Source organism: Pseudomonas sp. TWR1-1-3 (genome assembly GCF_049896805.1).
Classification (GTDB): Bacteria; Pseudomonadota; Gammaproteobacteria; order Pseudomonadales; family Pseudomonadaceae; genus Aquipseudomonas; species Aquipseudomonas bubulae.
Genome location: NZ_JAFCUZ010000002.1, coordinates 453,485 through 474,797 on the forward strand (window position 1 = coordinate 453,485; position 21,313 = coordinate 474,797).

General features: G+C 58.3%; 19 protein-coding genes. 7 read left to right on the forward strand and 12 right to left on the reverse strand.

Features of this window, described 5'->3' with window-relative positions:
- The first annotated feature begins 78 nt into the window (after nt 1-78).
- Nucleotides 79-489: a PA3611 family quorum-sensing-regulated virulence factor gene (locus tag ACP7BE_RS09595; protein ID WP_095003020.1), complete on the forward strand. Its 411-nt coding sequence runs from the start codon at nt 79-81 to the stop codon at nt 487-489.
- Nucleotides 490-696: 207 nt separating this feature from the next.
- Nucleotides 697-1,812, forward strand: coding sequence for a TIGR00730 family Rossman fold protein (locus ACP7BE_RS09600; protein WP_095003019.1), 1,116 nt, complete (start codon nt 697-699; stop codon nt 1,810-1,812).
- Nucleotides 1,813-1,979: 167 nt separating this feature from the next.
- Here the strand turns inward: ACP7BE_RS09600 and recX are convergent, their stop codons facing one another.
- The 5 genes from recX to ACP7BE_RS09625 form a co-directional block, all read right to left on the reverse strand.
- Nucleotides 1,980-2,447, reverse strand: a complete 468-nt coding sequence (gene recX / locus ACP7BE_RS09605) for a recombination regulator RecX (protein ID WP_095003018.1) — start codon at nt 2,445-2,447, stop codon at nt 1,980-1,982.
- Nucleotides 2,448-2,455: 8 nt separating this feature from the next.
- A complete protein-coding gene (gene recA / locus ACP7BE_RS09610) occupies nt 2,456-3,562 on the reverse strand; it encodes a recombinase RecA (RefSeq protein WP_016779767.1) in 1,107 nt (368 codons plus the stop codon).
- 83 nt (nt 3,563-3,645) lie between these two features.
- Complete coding sequence (locus ACP7BE_RS09615; protein WP_186348334.1) at nt 3,646-4,176, reverse strand: CinA family protein; 531 nt, start codon at nt 4,174-4,176, stop codon at nt 3,646-3,648.
- Nucleotides 4,177-4,198: 22 nt separating this feature from the next.
- Nucleotides 4,199-4,543, reverse strand: a complete 345-nt coding sequence (locus ACP7BE_RS09620) for a phage holin family protein (RefSeq protein ID WP_095003016.1) — start codon at nt 4,541-4,543, stop codon at nt 4,199-4,201.
- Nucleotides 4,544-4,823: 280 nt separating this feature from the next.
- Entirely contained in the window at nt 4,824-5,549 is a 726-nt protein-coding gene (locus ACP7BE_RS09625; protein ID WP_426105659.1) for a LexA family transcriptional regulator, read from the reverse strand.
- 188 nt (nt 5,550-5,737) lie between these two features.
- Between ACP7BE_RS09625 and mutS the strand changes: the two genes are divergently transcribed.
- Complete coding sequence (mutS, locus tag ACP7BE_RS09630) at nt 5,738-8,317, forward strand: DNA mismatch repair protein MutS (RefSeq protein WP_095003014.1); 2,580 nt, start codon at nt 5,738-5,740, stop codon at nt 8,315-8,317.
- Nucleotides 8,318-8,446: 129 nt separating this feature from the next.
- Nucleotides 8,447-8,770, forward strand: coding sequence for a ferredoxin FdxA (fdxA, locus tag ACP7BE_RS09635; protein ID WP_016779762.1), 324 nt, complete (start codon nt 8,447-8,449; stop codon nt 8,768-8,770).
- 135 nt (nt 8,771-8,905) lie between these two features.
- Here fdxA and ACP7BE_RS09640 read toward each other — a convergent pair whose 3' ends face one another.
- The 3 genes from ACP7BE_RS09640 to ACP7BE_RS09650 all read right to left on the reverse strand — a co-directional run bounded on the left by ACP7BE_RS09640 (nt 8,906) and on the right by ACP7BE_RS09650 (nt 11,286).
- Entirely contained in the window at nt 8,906-9,535 is a 630-nt protein-coding gene (locus ACP7BE_RS09640; RefSeq protein WP_095003013.1) for a CoA transferase subunit B, read from the reverse strand.
- A gap of 2 nt (nt 9,536-9,537) precedes the next feature.
- Complete coding sequence (locus tag ACP7BE_RS09645; RefSeq protein WP_095020417.1) at nt 9,538-10,236, reverse strand: CoA transferase subunit A; 699 nt, start codon at nt 10,234-10,236, stop codon at nt 9,538-9,540.
- Nucleotides 10,237-10,629: 393 nt separating this feature from the next.
- Nucleotides 10,630-11,286, reverse strand: coding sequence for a TetR family transcriptional regulator (locus ACP7BE_RS09650; RefSeq protein WP_095003031.1), 657 nt, complete (start codon nt 11,284-11,286; stop codon nt 10,630-10,632).
- Between the two features lie 265 nt (nt 11,287-11,551).
- On the opposite strand from ACP7BE_RS09650, the gene ACP7BE_RS09655 reads away from it, so the two are divergent.
- The 3 genes from ACP7BE_RS09655 to ACP7BE_RS09665 are packed head-to-tail and all read left to right on the forward strand — an operon-like array spanning nt 11,552 to nt 17,316.
- Nucleotides 11,552-12,703, forward strand: a complete 1,152-nt coding sequence (locus tag ACP7BE_RS09655) for an efflux RND transporter periplasmic adaptor subunit (RefSeq protein WP_095003011.1) — start codon at nt 11,552-11,554, stop codon at nt 12,701-12,703.
- Between the two features lie 3 nt (nt 12,704-12,706).
- A complete protein-coding gene (locus tag ACP7BE_RS09660) occupies nt 12,707-15,868 on the forward strand; it encodes an efflux RND transporter permease subunit (protein ID WP_095003010.1) in 3,162 nt (1,053 codons plus the stop codon).
- Nucleotides 15,865-17,316 carry an AdeC/AdeK/OprM family multidrug efflux complex outer membrane factor gene (locus tag ACP7BE_RS09665; RefSeq protein ID WP_016779756.1) on the forward strand — a complete coding sequence of 484 codons (1,452 nt, stop codon included), beginning with the start codon at nt 15,865-15,867 and terminating at the stop codon, nt 17,314-17,316. Before ACP7BE_RS09660 ends, ACP7BE_RS09665 begins: the two co-directional genes overlap by 4 nt.
- Before the next feature lie 82 nt (nt 17,317-17,398).
- Here ACP7BE_RS09665 and pcaC read toward each other — a convergent pair whose 3' ends face one another.
- The 4 genes from pcaC to ACP7BE_RS09685 are packed head-to-tail and all read right to left on the reverse strand — an operon-like array spanning nt 17,399 to nt 21,296.
- Nucleotides 17,399-17,791 (reverse strand): 4-carboxymuconolactone decarboxylase, encoded by a 393-nt coding sequence (gene pcaC / locus ACP7BE_RS09670; protein ID WP_095003009.1) that lies wholly within the window; start codon nt 17,789-17,791, stop codon nt 17,399-17,401.
- 10 nt (nt 17,792-17,801) lie between these two features.
- Nucleotides 17,802-18,593: a 3-oxoadipate enol-lactonase gene (gene pcaD / locus ACP7BE_RS09675; protein WP_426105664.1), complete on the reverse strand. Its 792-nt coding sequence runs from the start codon at nt 18,591-18,593 to the stop codon at nt 17,802-17,804.
- An 11-nt stretch (nt 18,594-18,604) separates the two neighbouring features.
- The gene (locus ACP7BE_RS09680) at nt 18,605-19,957 is read right to left on the reverse strand and encodes a 3-carboxy-cis,cis-muconate cycloisomerase (protein ID WP_095003007.1); all 1,353 of its coding nucleotides are present in this window, start codon (nt 19,955-19,957) and stop codon (nt 18,605-18,607) included.
- 46 nt (nt 19,958-20,003) lie between these two features.
- Complete coding sequence (locus ACP7BE_RS09685; protein WP_016779752.1) at nt 20,004-21,296, reverse strand: MFS family transporter; 1,293 nt, start codon at nt 21,294-21,296, stop codon at nt 20,004-20,006.
- Nucleotides 21,297-21,313: the final 17 nt, after the last annotated feature.

The following is a 21,313-nucleotide window of genomic DNA, read 5'->3' on the forward strand; positions in this document are numbered from 1 at the left end:
TGACCTATACTCCCGCGCCACTGAACGCACAGATATATGGCCTGTCCAAGTCTGCGTCACTGAAATCAGGAGAGATTCATGCTGCGCCATATCATTCCGACCGTCGCTCTAATGCTTGCACTGCCTCTGGCCGCACACGCAGCCTCTCTCAAGGATTTTGAGCTGAACAAAACCTTGCTCAAGGTTGCAGAGAAAAGTAATGAAGGCAAACCGCGAGCAATCAATGCAGACCTGCTGGATAAAGGCTTTACGGTAGACGGCACTGTGCTGATCAACAACCTGGAAGCCAGCCCGACACTGGCCGCCCAGATGCGCTCCAACCCAGAAGAGACCGTGCCGCAACTGGGTCGCAGCGTGTGCAGCAATGCAGGTTTCCGTACCCTGATGGCTCAAGGCGCCACGCTGCGCTACAGCTTCAGGGAGTACAAAACCAACAGCCCGGTCCTGATCCAGGATTTCCGCGCTGAAAACTGTCAGCGCAAAAAGTAAATCCCCCGCCACGCCGTACCCCGTACGGCGTATGACCCCGCTCTGCAGCCCTGCCTCCTTCCGCTAAACTTCATGTATGTCAGGCAATTAGCTATTGCCAGTCAAGACATCTCAGGACCATCATCGAAGCATCATTGTGACACTCAGTGTCTCAGCGCCTGCTCAGGTTGCGGCGTTTTCAAGGATGTTGCGTAGAAGGAGAAATACATGCCTGATCAATCCAATGACTCCCTGACGCTGTTTTTCCAGGAGCAGGGTCTTGAGCTTGCACAAGAAGTGGACGAGCAACTGCAGCGGGTTGCACCCGACAGCCCTAACCGGGCGCTTTACCGCGAGATGCTGCTGACCGTATTGCGCATGGCCCATGACGACCTTGATCGCTGGAATGCCAAGATCACCCTGCAAGCCATTCGCGAACTGGAAAAAACCTTTCGCACCCTGGAGCAGTTCAAGGGCCGTCGCAAAGTCACGGTCTTCGGCTCGGCCAGAACCCCGGTAGAACACCCGCTCTATGCCCTGGCACGGGAAATGGGCAGCGTGCTGGCCAAGTCCGACATGATGGTCATTACCGGCGGCGGCGCTGGCATCATGGCTGCCGCCCATGAAGGTGCAGGCCTGGCTCACAGTTTGGGGTTCAATATCACCCTGCCGTTCGAGCAACGGGCCAACCCCACCATCAATGGCACGCCCAATGTTCTGGCGTTTCACTTTTTCTTTACCCGCAAACTGTTTTTCACCAAGGAAGCAGATGCTCTGGTGATGTGCCCGGGCGGTTTTGGCACGCTGGATGAAGTGCTGGAAGTAGTGACCCTGATGCAAACGGGCAAAACCCCGTTGGTGCCGGTAGTTTTACTGGATGTGCCGGGGGGCAAGTTCTGGCAGGGGGCGCTGGACTTTATTCACAACCAGCTGGAAGCCAACCAGTACATCCTGCCCAACGATTTGAAGTTGATGCGCCTGGTGCATAGCGCCGAAGAGGCCCTTGCTGAAATCAACCAGTTCTACAGCAACTTCCATTCAAGCCGCTGGTTGAACAAAACTTTTGTGATCCGCATGAAGCGGCCGGTCAGTGTGCAGGCACTCAAGGAGATACAGCAGGCGTTTGCCGATATCTGCCTGAGTGATGGCTTCCATCAAGAGCAATACTGCCACTTTGAACATGACGACCCAAAACTCAACCACCTGACCTGCCTGGGCTTTGCGTTTAGCGGGCGCAATCAGGGACGGCTGCGCGAACTGGTCGATTTTATCAACCTGCCGCAAAACTGGGCTGCAACTGATAATGCGCCTACGGCGCAGATGCACGAGTCGCTGGCTGATTAAGCCGGAATTGGTAAGTGGGCTGGTACTGTGGGAGCGGGCTTGCTCGCGATGCAGGCAGCACGATCTGGCAGGCAAACCGCATTGCTGCCTTCGCAGGCAAGCCTGCTCCCACAGGTTTTGTGGCGCCCACTGAATCCGAACCTTACAGGGTACGAGCGCAAACAGCGTCAGTCATCAAACTCCCGGCCGCTTAACAGGCGGCCGATCATTTCAAGCGGGTAACCGCGGTAGCTCAAAAAGCGCCCCTGGCGGGCACGCTCTTTTGCATCAGCAGGCAACTGACCGGAAAACTTGCGGCGCCAGGTCTCTTCCAGTCGCTCTTGCCAGTCGAAACCGCATTCTCGCAACGCCTCCTCTATATCTCCACGCACCAGCCCACGCTGACCAAGCTCTTCACGAATTCGCAAAGGGCCATAACCGGAACCGGCACGGTAGTTGATATAGCTTTCAAGGTAACGAGACTCGGACAACAGCCCCTCTTCCGTCAAACGGTCAAGGGCAGCGTCGATCATGTCGGGGCAAGCGCCGCGCTGACGCAACTTGCGCGTCAGCTCGACTCGACCGTGCTCGCGTCGCGCGAGCAGGTCCATTGCAGTCCGTCGCACCGCGACGGGGGTATCCAGGACGGCAATCATGGCAGTGATCAGTTATCGCCGTCGGTGGCGTTTTCCATTTCTTCGGCTTCAGCCAGCGCTGCAGCTTCTTTGGCAGCCTTGCTCATTTTTGGCATGACTTTCAGTTCTGCCAGTTCGGCATCGGTTTTTGGCCCGAGCAACTTCTCACGCAGCTGCTTCTCCAGCGCATCCTTGATGTCCGGGTTATCGTCCAGGAACTTGGCGGAGTTGGCCTTGCCCTGACCGATTTTGCTGCCGTTGTAGCTGTACCAGGCGCCAGCTTTTTCAACAAAGCCATGCAGTACGCCCAGGTCAATCATTTCACCGTTCAGGTAGATACCCTTGCCGTACAGGATCTGGAATTCAGCCTGACGGAACGGTGGTGCCACCTTGTTCTTGACCACTTTCACGCGGGTTTCGCTACCCACCACCACATCGCCTTCTTTTACGGCGCCGGTGCGGCGGATATCCAGACGTACCGAAGCGTAGAACTTCAGTGCGTTACCACCGGTGGTGGTTTCAGGGCTGCCGAACATCACGCCGATTTTCATGCGGATCTGGTTGATGAAGATAACCAGGCAGTTGGCGTTCTTGATGTTACCGGTGATTTTACGCAGCGCTTGCGACATCAGACGGGCTTGCAGGCCAACGTGGGTATCGCCCATGTCGCCTTCGATTTCAGCTTTTGGCGTCAGTGCAGCAACGGAGTCGATGATGATCACGTCAACCGCATTGGAACGCACCAGCATATCGGTGATTTCCAGTGCCTGTTCGCCGGTGTCAGGCTGTGAAACCAGCAGGTCATCAACGTTTACGCCCAGTTTGGCAGCGTACTCAGGATCAAGGGCGTGCTCGGCATCGACGAAGGCGCAGGTAGCACCGGCCTTTTGCGCCTGTGCAATCACGGACAGGGTCAAGGTGGTTTTACCCGACGACTCAGGGCCGTAGATTTCAACAATACGGCCTTTTGGCAGACCGCCAATGCCCAGTGCGATGTCCAGACCCAACGAGCCGGTGGAGATCGCCGGCACGGCCTGACGCTCCTGGTCGCCCATCAGCATCACGGCTCCCTTGCCGAATTGACGTTCGATCTGACCCAGGGCCGCAGCCAAGGCTTTCTTCTTGTTGTCGTCCATTAAAGTCCTCTCGTAATCAATAAGGCCCGACGGCCGATAACTGTATAAGTAGCCAGTATTATTCCACAGGGTTAGAGGATCGCCTACCCCTGATTTTTTATTTCTCGTACCGTTCGGCGTATTAAACCTTCCAGAGCGGCAATCACGGTTTGCCGGCGCACCTCATCGCGGTTGCCCGCAAAGTGCCTGCGCTCGCTGGATACCTCGTCGCCGGCGCCCCACGCCAGCCACACGGTGCCGACCGGCTTCTCGGGCGAACCGCCCCCCGGCCCGGCCACACCACTGACCGCCACGGCAAATCGCGCCCCGCTTTGGCCCTGCGCACCCTGCACCATCGCCTCGACCACCTCGCGGCTGACGGCCCCCACCCGGGTGAATAAAGGCTCGGGAACCTCCAGTTGCCGGGTCTTTTGCTGGTTGGAGTAGGTCACAAACCCTGCCTCAAACCACGCGGAGCTGCCGGCAATACGGGTGATGGCCTCGGCAATGCCGCCACCGGTGCAGGACTCGGCGGTTGTCACCTGGGCATTGAGAGCCTTTAACAGCAGCCCGAGTTCAGACGCAAGTTGAGATATTTGATCCACTGTCCTCTCCTGATGGCGGGTCTGCGCCATAACCTACACCAAAAAGCGCCTGTTACGGCTCGATCCGCGAGTCACCGGGCGCAGCGTCTACCCCGAGCCGCTTCGCGGCCCAGCGCTGGTACAGGCTGATTGCCGCATCTGCACCGGCCAGTGCGGTCAGGCAACCCAGGGCCCCTGCGGCCAGAATCGACATCCCGGCCGAGTACAGCAGCATAAAGGTCGAGACACCGCACACCACGCACGCGCCCGAACGCAACGCCAGGCGCCGCATCAGTGGCCATCCGCTGGTGCCGTCCTTGTCTGCCCGCCACATCTCGCCAAAAACGCCGCCTACCAAGGCAAGGAGGATGACCAGTAAAACCGGCATTTCCAGTAAGACTTGCGGTTCATTCATCATGTGATCACTCCTGTGTCCTTATTGATAAGCGCCAATTTCCGGTCTGGCTGAAACGTCATACCCCTGCCTGAGATCCATCGTTGGCCGCAATGGAATAAAGACTATGCATGTATGGATATACAGTCAATGCACCAGTGCATATATTTATTCGGACAATTTCAACAAGTCGGCCAAGACCTGCAAATACGGTGAGAATTGTCTGTTGGTTGGGTGAAAATACTGCTCGCGAAAGCTGATTCGCGAGCAGGCTCGCTCCCACAGGGTGTTCCAAGACTTATGGTTAGCGGGCGTACATGCCCCACCAGAACACATGACCAAGAATGACCAGTTGTTCATCCTCGAGATCGTTGTAGGCGTAGTCCTCATCCGGGAACTCGTCGCGATTGAAACTGCGCAAACGAATACCGCCCGCCAGGCGATACACCTGTTTCACCCGCAACTGGCCATTGTGATTGACCGCATACAGGTCGCCATCAACCACTTCGTCAAGGGTACGCTTGCCCGCATTGACTCCCACCGTTGCGCCATCGCGCAGGACTGGCAGCATGCTGTCGCCGCGTACGGTCACGCACTTGGCCTGATCGAACTCCACGCCGTTATGGCGCAGGCTGCGCTTGCCGAAACGCAACCTGGCGCGTTCGCTCTCCTCAATGGCAAAGCGCCCTGAGCCGGCGGCCAGTTCAACCTGACGCAAAAATGGAATGGACACTTCATCGTCCGCCACCGGGGTGTCGTCATCCCACAGGCAAATATCATGCAGCTCTGGGTGACGTAGCTCGATTTCAGACGCACGTACATCGTCCCGGCCGCGCAAGCGATCGGTGCTGATGTGGAAATACTCGGCGATTTTGGAGATATGCCTGTCGGAAGGATCGGCAATTTTGCCGCTCAATATTCGCGACAACGTAGGTTGCGGTACTCCCGTACTGCGGTGAAGCGCCATCGCGCTGATACCGTGCCGGGCCAGCAGCTCTTTAAGGACGGTTGAAACAGTTCGTTTTGACATGGCGGCAATAGTGCTGGCCGTGTTTATTGATGGCAAATGCTATTTCTTCTATTTATAGCAGCCAGTCAGCGCGCCCGGTGCGCACCTGTAGATGCAAGGGGCTGACATGTTAACCTTGCGCCCATTGCGAAAACCTCAGGCCACGGCCTGCCTTTCCCCCACTTCTGAACGAATCCGCCTAAGTCCTGATGAGTAAAAATACTTCCGACCTGTCCAGCCATACCCCGATGATGCAGCAGTACTGGCGCCTGAAGAACCAGCACCCTGACCAGCTGATGTTTTATCGCATGGGCGATTTCTACGAAATCTTCTACGAAGACGCGAAGAAAGCCGCCAAACTGCTGGACATCACCCTCACGGCACGTGGCCAGTCTGCCGGGCAGGCGATTCCGATGTGCGGGATCCCTTACCATGCGGCCGAAGGTTACCTGGCCAAGCTGGTCAAGCTGGGGGAGTCGGTAGTGATCTGCGAGCAGGTCGGCGACCCGGCCACCAGCAAAGGCCCGGTTGAGCGTCAGGTCGTACGCATCATCACCCCGGGCACCGTCAGTGACGAGGCGCTGATGGATGAGCGCCGCGACAACCTGATTGCCGCGGTGCTGGGCGATGAGCGTCTGTTTGGCCTCGCCGTGCTGGATATCACCAGTGGCAACTTCTCGGTGCTGGAGATCAAGGGCTGGGAAAACCTGCTGGCAGAGCTTGAGCGCATCAACCCGGTTGAGCTGATGATCCCGGATGACTGGCCACAAGGCCTGCCAGCGGAAAAACGTCGTGGCGTTCGTCGCCGTGCGCCGTGGGACTTTGAGCGTGACTCGGCCCTGAAAAGCCTGTGCCAGCAGTTCTCAACCCAGGATCTAAAAGGCTTTGGCTGCGAAAACCTGACCCTGGCCATCGGCGCTGCAGGCTGCCTGCTCAGCTATGCCAAGGAAACCCAGCGCACGGCCCTGCCCCACTTGCGCAGCCTGCGCCATGAGCGCCTGGACGACACCGTGGTGCTCGATGGCGCCAGCCGCCGCAACCTGGAGCTGGACACCAACTTGGCCGGCGGTCGCGACAATACCCTGCAATCAGTGGTCGACCGTTGCCAGACCTCGATGGGCAGCCGCTTGCTGACCCGCTGGTTGAACCGTCCGTTGCGCGATTTGAGCGTGCTGCTGGCGCGCCAGTCTTCAATTACCTGCCTGCTCGATGGCTATCGCTTTGAAAAGCTGCAGCCACAGCTCAAGGAAATCGGTGACCTGGAGCGGATCCTGGCCCGTATCGGCCTGCGCAACGCGCGCCCCCGCGACCTGGCCCGCCTGCGTGATGCCTTGAACGCGCTGCCGGAACTGCAAGACGCCATGCTTGGCCTCGAAGCGCCGCACTTGCAGCAACTGGCCACGATCACCAGCACCTACCCCGAACTGGGCGCACTGCTGGAAAAAGCCATCAATGACAACCCACCCGCGGTGATCCGCGATGGCGGCGTGCTTAAAACCGGCTATGACGCCGAGCTGGACGAGTTGCAGGCACTGAGCGAAAACGCCGGCCAGTTCCTGATTGACCTGGAAGCCCGAGAAAAAGCCCGCACCGGCCTGTCCAACCTCAAGGTCGGTTACAACCGGGTCCACGGCTACTTTATCGAGCTGCCAAGCAAACAGGCCGAACAGGCTCCGGCCGATTACATCCGCCGCCAGACGCTCAAAGGCGCCGAACGCTTTATCACCCCTGAGCTGAAAGCCTTCGAAGACAAGGCCCTGTCGGCCAAGAGCCGTGCCCTGGCTCGTGAGAAAATGCTCTATGAGGCATTGCTCGAAGAGATGATCGGCCACCTCGCACCGCTGCAGGACACCGCCGCCGCCCTGGCCGAGCTGGATGTGCTGAGCAACCTGGCCGAGCGTGCGCTGAACCTGGACCTGAACTGCCCGCGCTTTGTTGAAGAGCCGTGCATGCGCATCAGCCAGGGTCGCCACCCGGTGGTCGAGCAAGTGCTGACTACGCCGTTTGTGGCCAACGACCTGGGGCTGGATGACAACACCCGCATGCTGGTGATTACCGGTCCTAACATGGGCGGTAAGTCGACTTATATGCGCCAGACTGCATTGATCGTATTGCTGGCCCATATCGGCAGTTTTGTGCCAGCAGCCAGTTGCGAGCTGTCGCTGGTTGACCGGATTTTTACCCGGATCGGTTCCAGTGATGACCTGGCAGGTGGCCGTTCGACCTTTATGGTCGAGATGAGCGAAACCGCCAATATTTTGCACAACGCCACCGAACGCAGCCTGGTGCTGATGGACGAAGTGGGTCGTGGCACCAGTACCTTTGACGGCCTGTCCCTGGCCTGGGCTGCAGCAGAACGTCTGGCCCAGTTGCGCGCCTACACCTTGTTTGCCACGCACTACTTCGAACTGACGGTACTGCCCGAAAGTGAACCGCTGGTCGCCAACGTGCATTTGAGCGCAACCGAGCACAATGAACGTATCGTGTTCCTGCACCATGTTCTGCCGGGCCCGGCCAGCCAGAGTTATGGCCTGGCCGTGGCGCAACTGGCGGGGGTACCGAGTGAAGTCATCAGCCGTGCCCGCGAGCATTTGAGCCGCCTGGAGACCACCAGCCTGCCCCATGAAGTACCACTTGCGAAGCCTGGCAAAAAGCCTGCGCCACAACAAAGCGACCTGTTTGCCAGCCTGCCGCACCCGGTGCTGGATGACCTTTCCAGGGCCGATCTGGACAACATGACGCCACGTAAAGCGCTCGATTTGCTCTACACATTAAAGACACGCCTTTAAAAGCTGCTAGAATCGCGCGCGGTTCGGGATGCTACTGACCTTTTAGCCTGGTCTTTAGATATCACTCCCGAACCCGGCGAACCCGTTCTGGAAGGGCTTCGCTGCCGCCGCCTGAGGAGAGAATTAGAAATGACCTTCGTCGTCACCGACAACTGCATCAAGTGCAAGTACACCGACTGCGTAGAAGTCTGTCCGGTGGACTGCTTTTACGAAGGCCCGAACTTCCTGGTGATTCACCCGGATGAGTGCATTGACTGCGCGCTTTGTGAGCCTGAATGCCCTGCACAGGCGATCTTCTCTGAAGATGAAGTGCCTGCCGGCATGGAGAATTTCATTCAGTTGAACGTCGAGCTGGCTGAAATCTGGCCAAATATCACTGAACGCAAAGACCCTCTGCCGGACGCGGCCGAGTGGGATGGCAAACCAGGCAAGATCGTCGACCTGGAACGCTGATTCACGTTTAAGCAAAAAGCCCCTTTTGGGGCTTTTTGCGTATTTGACCCGGCGAAAACACTTTAAAACTAGAAGGCAGCCGTCTGCGTAGCAGCAGCCTCGTTTCTACGGCACTTGCTACCAGAGGCTTGGCTCCTAACCGTTGATTGCGCAGCCCGTGGCCTCTTGAAGCTGCTCGCGGGTGACTCCCGGCGCCAGTTCCACCAGCTTGAGTCCTTGCCCGGTCACATCCAGCACGGCCAGGTCGGTGATAATCCGGTCGACCACGGCCACGCCCGTCAGCGGCAGATCACACTGCTTGAGCAGTTTATGGACGCCGCCCTTGGCCGTGTGCTCCATCAGCACGACAACGCGCTTGACCCCGGCTACCAGATCCATCGCCCCGCCCATGCCCTTGACCATCTTGCCGGGGATCATCCAGTTGGCCAGGTCGCCCTTCTCGGACACCTGCATCGCCCCCAGAATCGACAAGTTGATATGACCGCCACGAATCATCGCGAACGAATCGGCACTGTTGAAGAAGCTGCTCCCCGGCAAAGTCGTGATGGTTTGCTTGCCGGCGTTGATCAGGTCGGCATCGACCTCATCGTCAGTCGGAAACGGACCAATGCCCAGCAGGCCATTTTCGCTTTGCAACCACACATCCATACCTTCAGGAATGTAGTTCGCCACCAGGGTGGGCAAACCGATACCCAGGTTGACGTAGAAACCGTCCTGCAGTTCTTGGGCGGCACGATGCGCCATTTCTTCACGAGTCCAGGCCATGGTCAGGCGCTCCGCACAGTGCGATGTTCAATACGTTTTTCCGGCGCAGCGTTGAGCACCAGCCGTTGTACGTAAATCCCGGGCAAATGCACCTGATCGGGCTCGATCTCGCCAACCTCGACAATCTCTTCCACTTCCACCACACACACCTTGGCCGCCATGGCCGCCAAAGGGTTGAAGTTGCGTGCCGTTTTATTGAATAGCAGGTTGCCAGAGGTATCGGCCTTCCAGGCCTTGACCAGGGCTACATCGGCGCGCAGTGAACGCTCCATGACATACCACTCGCCATCGAACTCCCGGGTTTCCTTGCCTTCAGCTACCAGCGTGCCGTAGCCAGTCTTGGTAAAGAACGCCGGGATACCCGCCCCGCCCGCCCGCAGCTTTTCCGCAAGGGTACCTTGCGGGGTGAACTCAAGCTCCAGCTCGCCCGCCAGGTACTGGCGCTCGAACTCTTTGTTCTCGCCAACATAGGAAGAAATCATTTTGCGAATCTGGCGCGTTTCCAGCAGTTGCCCCAGACCAAATCCGTCAACCCCGGCGTTATTGCTGATCACCGTCAGCTCGCGCTTGCCGGTATCGCGCAAAGCCGCGATCAGCGCTTCGGGGATACCGCACAAGCCAAAACCGCCTACAGCCAGGGTCATGCCGTCTTCGACCAGGCCTTGCAAAGCGGATTCAGCACTCGAGTAAATCTTGTTCACTTGTTATTCCTCGAATTGTCCACGACACACCACACCGTCGCAGTCTGTTTGCTTCAGTCGGGAGAGGAAAACAGCCTGGCAGTTGCCCGCTCCCCCGTTGCTGGCAGCTCTGGCCTGAGGCCAAAGCGTTGCTCAAGTGTAGGGGAAGCCAAGGCAGGAAGGGTTGATTGGAAAAAATAACCGAGAAAGATGCCGCCGTTCAGTAATCCTTAATCCGCAATCGCTTAGGATTAATTACATCTGGCTGTGGGACGTTTAACTAAACGATAACAATTTAGCTACAAAATACTTAGCTCGCTAACTTTAAACCCGCGGGCCAGACGTATATAAATGCCATCTGCCATCAAATGGCCCAAAGGGCAAAATCTTCACTCGCCTTATTGCTTGAGCCTACTAGACTCCCTCTCGGATATTGCCGGAGTTTCTTAAAGCTGGGCTTGTGCGCAGCATGTCCAGCCCCGTATCGACCCAGGATTGCGCGTGTGTGTACAGGTCAAAGCTGTCGGGAACCAGCAGCCATTGTCCGAGTATTCCGTCGATATAGGCATGCAGGCAGATGGCAGCACGGCGAACATCCAGATTTTCAGGGAGCTGTTGACGATGAATGGCATTGCTCAGGGCCAGCTCGATCCTGCTGTTGCAATCGAGCATCGCCATCTGGCGTTGAGCCCGTAAATCACACATTTCGTCAGTGAATTCGCACTTATGGAACAAAATTTCATTGATACGCCGGGTTTTTGGGTCAATGGCAACCTGGCGAAACAAGTGAATCAGCAATTGGCGCATGCAGCCAAGCGGGTCGACTTCGTTCTCGCTTTCGCTTGCCCTGGCCATTTCATCCAGAGGCTCATTCAAGCTGTCGAGCATGGCTTGAACCAACTCGGCCTTGTTGCTGAAGTGCCAGTAAATGGCACCACGGGTGACACCCGCCAGTGTGGCGATATCAGCCAGCGTCGTGCGGGCAACCCCGCGCTCATAGAAGGCCTGTTCGGCCGCTTCGAGGATTTTGCTCCGGGTCTCAAGAGCTTCTTCTTTGGTACGACGCACCATGGCAATAAAAACCTCAATCAGAAGGATCCGGGCCTCTACGGTCACTTGCCCGGACCAACATCGGGTGGCGCTTGTTATGCCTTATCCCGGTCTACTACACGCATGAAAAATGGCGCTGTAAGGCTTGGCGAGACAGCGTCCCACTATTTACAAACAGACACGAATGTAAGTATATTACTTAGCAAGCTATTTATCCACCCGGAACAGCTTTCTTTACCCTTCCACTATTCTTGTGCGCTTTCGCGTGCCTGACCCGAGGATCTTCATGCAATTCAAGCCAGCTGTTACCGCTCTGGTTGCTGCCATCGCCCTTGCTTCGCTGCTCAGCGGATGCAAAAAGGAAGAGGCAGCACCTGCCCCGCAAATCCCTCAGGTCGGCGTTGTCACGCTGAAAACCCAGCCATTTACCTTGACCACCGATCTGCCTGGCCGCACCGCGTCATATCGTTCGGCAGAAGTACGCCCGCAGGTAAACGGCATCATCCTCAAGCGCTTCTTTAAAGAAGGCAGTGACGTCAAGATCGGCCAGCAGCTCTATCAAATCGATCCGGCGATCTATGAAAGCGCCGTACTCAGCGCCCGCGCCACCCTGCAATCGGCAAAATCACTGGCTCAGCGCTACAAGCAACTGGTCGCCGAGCAAGCCGTAAGCCGTCAGGAATACGACAACGCCGAAGCCGCCCGCCTGGAAGCAGAAGCCGCGCTGAACACCGCCCAGGTTAACCTGCGCTACACCAAGGTGCTGGCGCCGCTGACCGGCCGCATCGGTCGCTCGCTGTACACCGAAGGTGCACTGGTCACCAGTGGCCAGGCCAATGCATTGGCCGTGATCACCCAACTGGACCCGATCTATGTTGACGTGACCCAGTCCTCGGTAGAAATGCTCGAACTGCGCCGTGACCTGGCCAGTGGCCGTTTGAAGAAGGCCGGTGAAAACGCCGCCAAGGTCAAGCTGACCCTGCCTGACGGCAGCGAGTACGGCCAGGAAGGTCGCCTTGAGTTCGCCGAAGTCTCGGTTGATGAAACCACCGGTTCCGTCACCCTGCGCGCCGTATTCCCTAACCCTGACGAAACCCTGTTGCCGGGCATGTTTGTCCACGCGCAGCTGGAAGCAGGCATCGACAGCAATGCGATCCTGGCACCGCAAATCGGCGTGACCCACAACCTCAAGGGCCAACCGACTGCAATGATCGTTGGACCGGACAACAAGGTTGAGCTGCGTGTACTGCAAGCTTCGCGCACCGTTGGCAGCAACTGGCTGGTTGAGAAAGGCCTGAACCCTGGCGACCGTCTGATTACTGATGGCCTGCAATTCATCAAGCCTGGCATTGAAGTCAAGATCATGGACAAGCCACAAGGCGAAACCCCGGCATCTGCCCCGGCAACAGAAAAAGCTGCAGGCAGTAAAGGGGAATAAACCATGTCGAAATTTTTTATCGACCGTCCGATTTTCGCCTGGGTTATAGCCCTGGTGATCATGCTGGTCGGGGCTCTATCGATCCTGAAGTTGCCGATCAACCAGTACCCGAGCATTGCACCACCGGCCATTTCGATCTCCGTGACCTACCCGGGCGCTTCGGCGCAAACCGTGCAGGACACCGTGGTTCAGGTGATCGAGCAACAGCTCAACGGTATCGACCACCTGCGCTATGTGTCATCGGAAAGTAACTCCGACGGCAGCATGAGCATCACCGCCACATTCGAGCAAGGCACTGACCCTGACACCGCACAGGTCCAGGTACAGAACAAGCTCAACCTGGCGACCCCCCTGCTACCGCAAGAGGTACAGCAGCAAGGTATCCGTGTAACCAAGGCAGTGAAAAACTTCCTGATGGTTATTGGCGTGGTGTCTGAAAACGGCAGCATGAACAAGGACGACCTGTCCAACTACATCGTTTCCAACATGCAGGACCCGATCTCCCGTACCGAAGGTGTGGGCGACTTCCAGGTGTTCGGCGCCCAGTACGCCATGCGTATCTGGCTCGACCCGGTCAAGCTGAACAAATACAACCTGACTCCGGTGGACGTTAAATCGGCCATCAGCGCACAGAACGTTCAGGTGTCCTCCGGGCAACTGGGCGGCCTGCCTGCCGTCAAGGGTCAAGAGCTGAACGCGACCATCATCGGCAAAACCCGTCTGCAAACGGCTGAAGAGTTCAAGAAGATCCTGCTCAAGGTCAACACCGACGGCTCCCAGGTACGCCTGAGCGATGTCGCAGATGTTGCCCTGGGTGGTGAGAACTACAGCGTCAGCGCACAATTCAACGGCAAACCGGCATCGGGTATCGCGATCAAGCTGGCCCCGGGCTCCAACGCTCTGGACACGGCAAAGGCATTGCGTGAAACCATCAACGGCCTGGAACCCTTCTTCCCGGAAGGTATGAAAGTCGTTTACCCGTACGACACCACGCCTGTGGTTTCGGCATCGATCGAAGGTGTGGTGCACACCCTGGTCGAAGCGGTTGTACTGGTGTTCCTGGTGATGTTCCTGTTCCTGCAAAACTTCCGCGCCACCATCATCACCACGATGACAGTACCGGTTGTACTGCTGGGTACCTTCGGGATCCTGGCCGCTGCAGGCTTCAGCATCAACACCCTGACCATGTTCGGTATGGTACTGGCCATCGGCTTGCTGGTGGACGATGCGATCGTGGTGGTTGAAAACGTTGAGCGGGTCATGTCCGAAGAAGGACTGCCGCCCAAGGAAGCCACCAAGAAATCCATGGAGCAGATCCAGGGTGCCCTGGTAGGTATTGCGTTGGTGTTGTCGGCGGTATTGCTGCCGATGGCCTTCTTCAGCGGCTCCACGGGTGTGATCTATCGCCAGTTCTCGATCACTATCGTTTCGGCGATGGGCCTGTCGGTACTGGTTGCCCTGATCTTCACCCCGGCCCTGTGCGCCACCATGCTCAAGCCAATCCAGAAGGGTGATCACGGCGAGAACAAGCGCGGTTTCTTCGGCTGGTTCAACCGGACCTTCGACAATGGCGTGAAACGCTATGAAAAAGGTGTCGGCAGCATTCTGCGGCACAAGGCTCCGTACCTGCTGGCTTATGTGCTGATTGTGGTTGGCATGGTGTTCCTGTTTACCCGTATCCCTACCTCCTTCCTCCCGGAAGAAGACCAGGGCGTACTGTTTGCACAGGTTCAAACACCGGCAGGCACCACTGCAGAGCGCACTCAGCAAGTGATCGACCGGATGCGCGAATACCTGCTGGCCGATGAGTCGGACGCTGTGTCTTCGGTGTTTACCGTAAACGGCTTCAACTTCGCCGGCCGTGGCCAGAGCTCCGGCCTGGCGTTCATCATGCTCAAGCCGTGGGGCGAGCGCGATTCCGACAACAGTGTATTTGCACTGGCTGCACGGGCGCAGAAAGTGTTCTCCAGCTACCGCGATGCAATGGTGTTCGCTTTTGCCCCGCCTGCTGTAATGGAACTGGGTAACGCCACCGGTTTCGACGTGTACCTGCAAGACCGCTCCGGCATTGGCCACGAGAAACTGATGGCTGCACGCAATCAGTTCCTGGGGATGGCGGCTCAAAGCAAGATCCTGGCGGGCGTACGTCCGAACGGTCTGAACGATGAACCGCAATACAAGCTGCTGATCGACGATGAGGCCGCTCGCGCCCTGGGCCTGAGCATTTCGGACATCAACAACACCCTGTCCATTGGTCTCGGTGCCAGTTATGTCAACGACTTCATCGACCACGGTCGAGTCAAAAAGGTATTCCTGCAAGGCGAAGCTGACTCGCGGATGAACCCCGAAGACCTGAAGAAATGGTACGTGCGTAACGATCAAGGAACCATGGTGCCGTTCTCGGCCTTCGCCAAGGGCGAGTGGATCTACGGCCCACCCAAGCTGTCGCGTTACAACGGCGTAGAAGCGATGGAAATTCTCGGCGCTCCGGCTCCGGGCTATACCAGCGGTCAAGCCATGGCTGAGGTCGAAGCCCTGGCCAAGAAGTTGCCAGCGGGTGTAGGTATTTCCTGGACGGGGCTGTCTTACGAGGAACGTCTGTCAGGTTCGCAAGCGCCTGCCCTGTACGCTATTTCCTTGCTGATGGTATTCCTGTGCCTTGCAGCACTGTACGAAAGCTGGTCGATCCCGATTGCGGTGATGCTGGTCGTACCGCTGGGGATCATTGGTGCGCTTATGGCCACCAGCCTGCGCGGGTTGTCCAACGACGTGTACTTCCAGGTGGGCTTGCTTACGACCATCGGTCTGGCCTCGAAAAACGCCATTCTGATCGTCGAGTTTGCCAAGGAACTGCATGAGCAGGGACGTAGCCTGGTGGATGCCGCGATCGAGGCGTGCCGCATGCGTCTGCGTCCGATCATCATGACCTCCCTGGCCTTCGTACTGGGTGTGGTTCCACTGGCCATCTCCACGGGCGCAGGCTCGGGCAGCCAGCACGCTATTGGTACCGGTGTTATCGGTGGCATGATCACCGCCACCGTACTGGCCGTGTTCTGGGTACCGCTGTTCTTTGTGGCCGTATCGTCCATTGGCGGCGGCAAGAATAAAGACACGGAAAAGAAAGTGGATCTGACTAAAACTCCAAACCAAGAGGCTGGCCAATGAGCAAGTCGCTTCTCGCAGTAGCTGTTGCAGCGTTTACGCTCGGCGGCTGCTCGCTGATCCCCGACTACCAGCGCCCTGAAGCGCCGGTAGCGGCGCAATACCCGCAAGGCCCGGCCTACTCGCCAACCGAGGCGGCCAGCAAGGCCGCTGCGGAACAGGGCTGGCGTCAGTTTTTCCATGACCCGGCGCTGCAGCAGCTGATCCAGACGGCTCTGGTCAACAACCGCGACCTGCGCGTCGCGGCGTTGAACATCGACGCCTATGCCGCGCAGTACCGCATCCAGCGCGCCGATCTGTTCCCGGCGGTTTCGGCCTCTGGCAGCGGTAGCCGTCAACGTACTCCGGCCAACATGTCGCAAACCGGCGAGTCGAGCATCACCAGTTCTTATTCGGCGACCCTTGGGGTCAGTGCATACGAGCTGGACCTGTTCGGCCGGGTTCGCAGCCTGAGCGATCAGGCGTTGCAGAACTACTTTGCAACCGAAGAAGCCCGACGCAGCACCCAGATCAGTCTGGTGGCCAGCGTCGCCAATGCCTACCTGACCTGGCAGGCTGACAAAGAGCTGCTCAAGCTCACCGAAGACACCCTCAAGGCGTTCGATGAGAGCTACAAGCTCACTTTGCGCAGCAATGAAGTCGGTGTGGCCTCGGCCCTTGAAGTCAGCCAGTCGCGTACCTCGGTGGAAAACGCCAAGGTGCAGCTGGCCCGCTACACCCGTCAGGTGGCGCAAGATCAGAACAGCCTCGCGCTGTTGCTGGGCAGCACCATCCCGGACAACCTGCCGGCAGCCCAACCGCTGGCAGCCGACCTGTTGAGCGAAGTACCGGCTGGCTTGCCATCGGACTTGCTGCAACGTCGTCCGGACATCCTTGAAGCCGAGCACAAGTTGCTGGCCGCCAACGCCAACATCGGCGCGGCGCGGGCAGCGTTTTTCCCGAGCATCAGCCTCACGGCCAATGCCGGGACCTTGAGCCCTGACCTGTCGGGGCTGTTCAAGGGCGGCTCGGGCACCTGGCTGTTCTCACCGCAAATCAACTTGCCGATCTTTAACGCAGGGGCTTTGCGCGCCAGCCTGGACTACGCAAAAATCCAGAAAGAGATCACCGTTTCCCAGTACGAGAAAACAATCCAGACCGCCTTCCAGGAAGTTTCTGACGGTCTGGCAGCGCGTCAAACCTACAACCAGCAGTTGCAGGCGCAAACCGACTTCGTCAACGCCAACCAGGATTACTACCGTTTGGCCGAGCGTCGTTATCGGATTGGCATCGACAGCAACCTGACCTTCCTCGATGCCCAGCGCTCGTTGTTCAGCGCGCAGCAATCGTTGATCACCGACCGTCTTTCGCAACTGACCAGTGAAGTCACGCTGTACAAGGCGCTGGGTGGCGGCTGGTACGAACAGACCGGGCAAAACCGCCCGGTTTCGGATCAGCCACCCAAGGCTTGATGCGTATCGGTTAAACAACAAACCCGCCTTATGGCGGGTTTGTTGTTTCAGGCTAGGGATGCAGATTGATCTGTAGCCGCTGTTACTCCCGCGACTCAACCCCCAATTCATCCCACACCGATTCAGCCAGATGAAACGTCGCATTGGCCGCCGGAATCCCGCAATAGATAGCACTCTGCATGATCACTTCCTTGATCTCGGCCCGGGTCACGCCATTGTTGGCCGCAGCGCGCAGATGCAGTTTCAGCTCTTCATTGCGGTTCATGCCGATCAGCATCGCGATGGTAATCAGGCTACGGGTATGGCGCGCCAACCCCGGACGAGTCCAGATATCACCCCAGGCGTGGCGGGTGATCATTTCCTGGAACTCGCTGTTGAACTCGGTCAGGGCATTGAGGCTACGATCCACATGGGCATCACCCAGCACCGCACGGCGTACTTGCATGCCCTCGTCGTAACGTTGTTTCTCGTCCACAAAAAACTCCTTAGCTTGCCTGCAAAAATTGCAGCACGCGCTGGCTGAAAGCATCGCCTGCCTGCACGTTGGACAGGTGCGCGGCGTAAAACTCGGCGTACTGCGCGCCACGCACATGCTCCTGAATGAAGTGGCTGCCCGCAGGCGGCGTGACGGCATCTTCAGTGCCCGCGATCACCAGCATGGGCACTTCGATTGCACCCAACTGATCGCGAAAATCTGCATCACGCACAGCAGCACAATTGGCGGCATAGCCCTGGGGCGAAGTGGCCGCCAGCATATCGGTGATGCGCTTGGCCTGCCCGGGATTGGCCTGGGCGAAGTCCGCGGTAAACCAGCGGGCAATGGAGGCATCACGCAACCCCGCCATCGCCGCAGCACCCTCACGCAAAACCATCTCGATGCGCGGATTCCAGACCGCAGGCTCGCCAATTTTGGCAGCCGTGTTGCACACCACCAGCTTGTGCAGCCGCGAACCGGCATGGATCCCCAGCCACTGGCCAATCAGTCCACCCATCGACAACCCGCAAAAATGCGCGCGCTCGATATGCAGCGCATCCAGCAGCGCCAAAACATCTCCGCCCAGTTGTTCAATGCTATACGGTCCTTCGGTCACCAACGCCTGGCCATGACCCCGGGTGTCGTAGCGCAATACCTGGAAGTGCTCGGCGAACGCCGCAATCTGCGTGTCCCACATCCCCAGATCAGTGCCCAGGGAATTGGACAGCACCAGCACCGGTGCACCTTGCGGGCCGTCCAGGCGGTAGTTGAGTTCACCTTCAGCGAGTTGTACACGTCCCACGAGTTTCTCCTTTAGAGGACCAACGCAAAATGTTCAGCCCGCGCACGCTCGACCCACGTCGTCGCCTGACCAAGGTAATGGGCCGGATCGAGCAGGCGATCCAGTTCCTGCGCGCTGAGGTGCGCGGTGATTTGCGGCTCTTCGCCCAGCACCCCACGTAAATGGCGCTTTTCGGCCACGGCCCGCTTGCAACACTGCTCCAGCAGATGATGCGCGGTTTCGCGCCCTACCCGCTGCGCCAGCACAATGCTTACTGCTTCAGCCAGCACCAGCCCGTGGGTCAGATCGAGGTTGCGCGCCATGCGCTCACTGTCCACTTCCAGCCCACGGGCAATATTCAACGCCTGTACCAGCGCGCCGGACACCACGCAACAAATCTCGGGGAGGGTTTCCCATTCGGCATGCCATAAGCCCAGGCTGCGCTCGTGCTCCTGAGGCATGGCGCTGAACAAAATGCTCAGCAGGCCCGGCACCCGCGTTGCGGCACCGATCAATACCGCAGACCCAACCGGGTTGCGCTTGTGCGGCATGGTCGACGAGCCGCCCTTGCCCGGCGCCGACGGCTCGAACACTTCCGCCGCCTCGGTCTGCATCAGCAGGCTGATATCCCGACCGATTTTGCCCAGGCCACCGGCGATCAGGCCCAGAACTGCGGCAAATTCCACCAGACGATCACGCTGGGTATGCCAGGGTTGCTCAGGCAGACTCAGGCCCAGTTCATCAGCCAACGCCTGTGCCACCGGCATGGCCTGATCGCCAAGGGCGGCCAGGGTGCCGGAAGCACCGCCAAACTGCAGGCACAGTAAACGCGGTTTGAGCTCGTGCAGACGCTGGCGGCTACGGGTCACGGCCCCCAGCCAGCTGGCGATTTTCATGCCCAAGGTCACCGGAGTAGCCTGCTGCAGCCAGGTGCGCCCGGCCAAAGGCGTTGTGGCATAGCGCTGAGCCTGCGCGGCGAGCACATCCGCCAGCTGCGTCATGTCACGCTCGATCAAATCCAGAGCGGCGCGCAATTGCAGGACCAGACCGCTGTCCATCACGTCCTGGCTGGTGGCCCCCAAATGCACATAACGTTCCGCTTCGGGCGCGCTGCTGGCAATTTGTTTGCCCAGGGCCTTTACCAGCGGGATCGCAGAGTTGCCGGCACTGGCGATCGCCAGGCCCAGCGCTTCAAAATCGTAGAGTTGTGCGCGACAGGCCGCGGTAATCGGTGCAAGCGCAGAGTGAGGAATCACCCCGACCCGGGCTTGTGCCCGGGCCAGCGCCGCTTCGACGTCGAGCATGGCCTGTACCCGGCCATGATCGCAAAACACTTGCTTCATGGCCTCGGCGGTAAAGTACGCATCGAACAGCTGATCACTCATAAACCTTCCTTAGAAAGCGCGCGCCACAGCCGGGCGCGCGGGCACATCACAAATCGTGGTGCAGGTACTTGGGCTGCTTGGGCAAACGGAAGCTGAACAGGAACGCGATGGCCATCATCACCGTCACATACCAGTAGAAGCTGTTTTCCATGCCCATGGACTTGAGGCCCAGTGCCACGTATTCCGCAGAACCACCAAAGATTGCGTTAGCCACGGCATAGGCCAGGCCAACACCCAGCGCCCGTACCTGCGGCGGGAACATCTCGGCTTTGACCAGGCCGCTGATCGAGGTGTAGAAGCTGACAATCGCCAGCGCCAGGGTAATCAGGACAAAGGCCAGGAAGGGACTGCTGATGGTTTTCAGGGTCAACAGGATCGGCACGGTACACAGCGTACCCAGCGCACCAAACCAGAGCATGTTGTTACGCCGGCCGATCTTGTCCGCCAGCATGCCGAACAGCGGCTGCATGCACATATAAAGGAACAGCGCCCCGGTCATGATGTAACTGGCGGTCTTGGCGTGCATACCGGCGGTGTTGACCAGGTATTTCTGCATGTAGGTGGTAAAGGTGTAGAAAATCAGCGAGCCGCCTGCGGTGTAACCCAGCACGGTAATAAACGCCGCTTTATGGTCACGGAACAACGCCCTAACACTACCGGCGTCCTTGTCCTGGCGGGTTTCGGCGCTGGTGGTTTCTTTCAGGGTGCGACGCAGCAACAACGAAATCAGCGCCGCAATGGCACCGATCACAAAGGGGATGCGCCAGCCCCAGGCCCGCAGTTCGTCTTCTGACAGAAACTGCTGAAGAATCACCACCACCAGCACCGCCAGCAGTTGCCCGCCGATCAGCGTTACATACTGGAAGGAAGCAAAGAAGCCGCGCTGGCCCTTGAGTGCCACTTCACTCATATAGGTCGCAGTGGTGCCGTATTCACCCCCTACGGACAGGCCCTGGAACAGCCGTGCCATCAGCAACAAGGCCGGGGCCCAGGCGCCGATCGAGGCGTAGGTCGGCAAGAAGGCAATAACCAGTGAGCCGGCGCACATCATCAGCACCGAGATCATCATGGAATTCTTTCGCCCGTGCTTGTCAGCCACCCGGCCAAACAGCCAGCCACCTATGGGGCGCATCAAAAAACCCGCCGCAAACACACCGGCCGTGTTCAGCAACTGCACCGTAGGGTCATCGGAGGGGAAGAAAGCGGGAGCGAAGTAGATCGCACAGAAGGCGTAAACGTAAAAGTCGAACCATTCGACCAGGTTGCCGGAGGATGCACCGACAATCGCAAAAATCCTTTTTTTGCGCTCCTCTCCTGTGTAGTGAGTTGCTGTTGTCATCTTTATTTACTCATCAG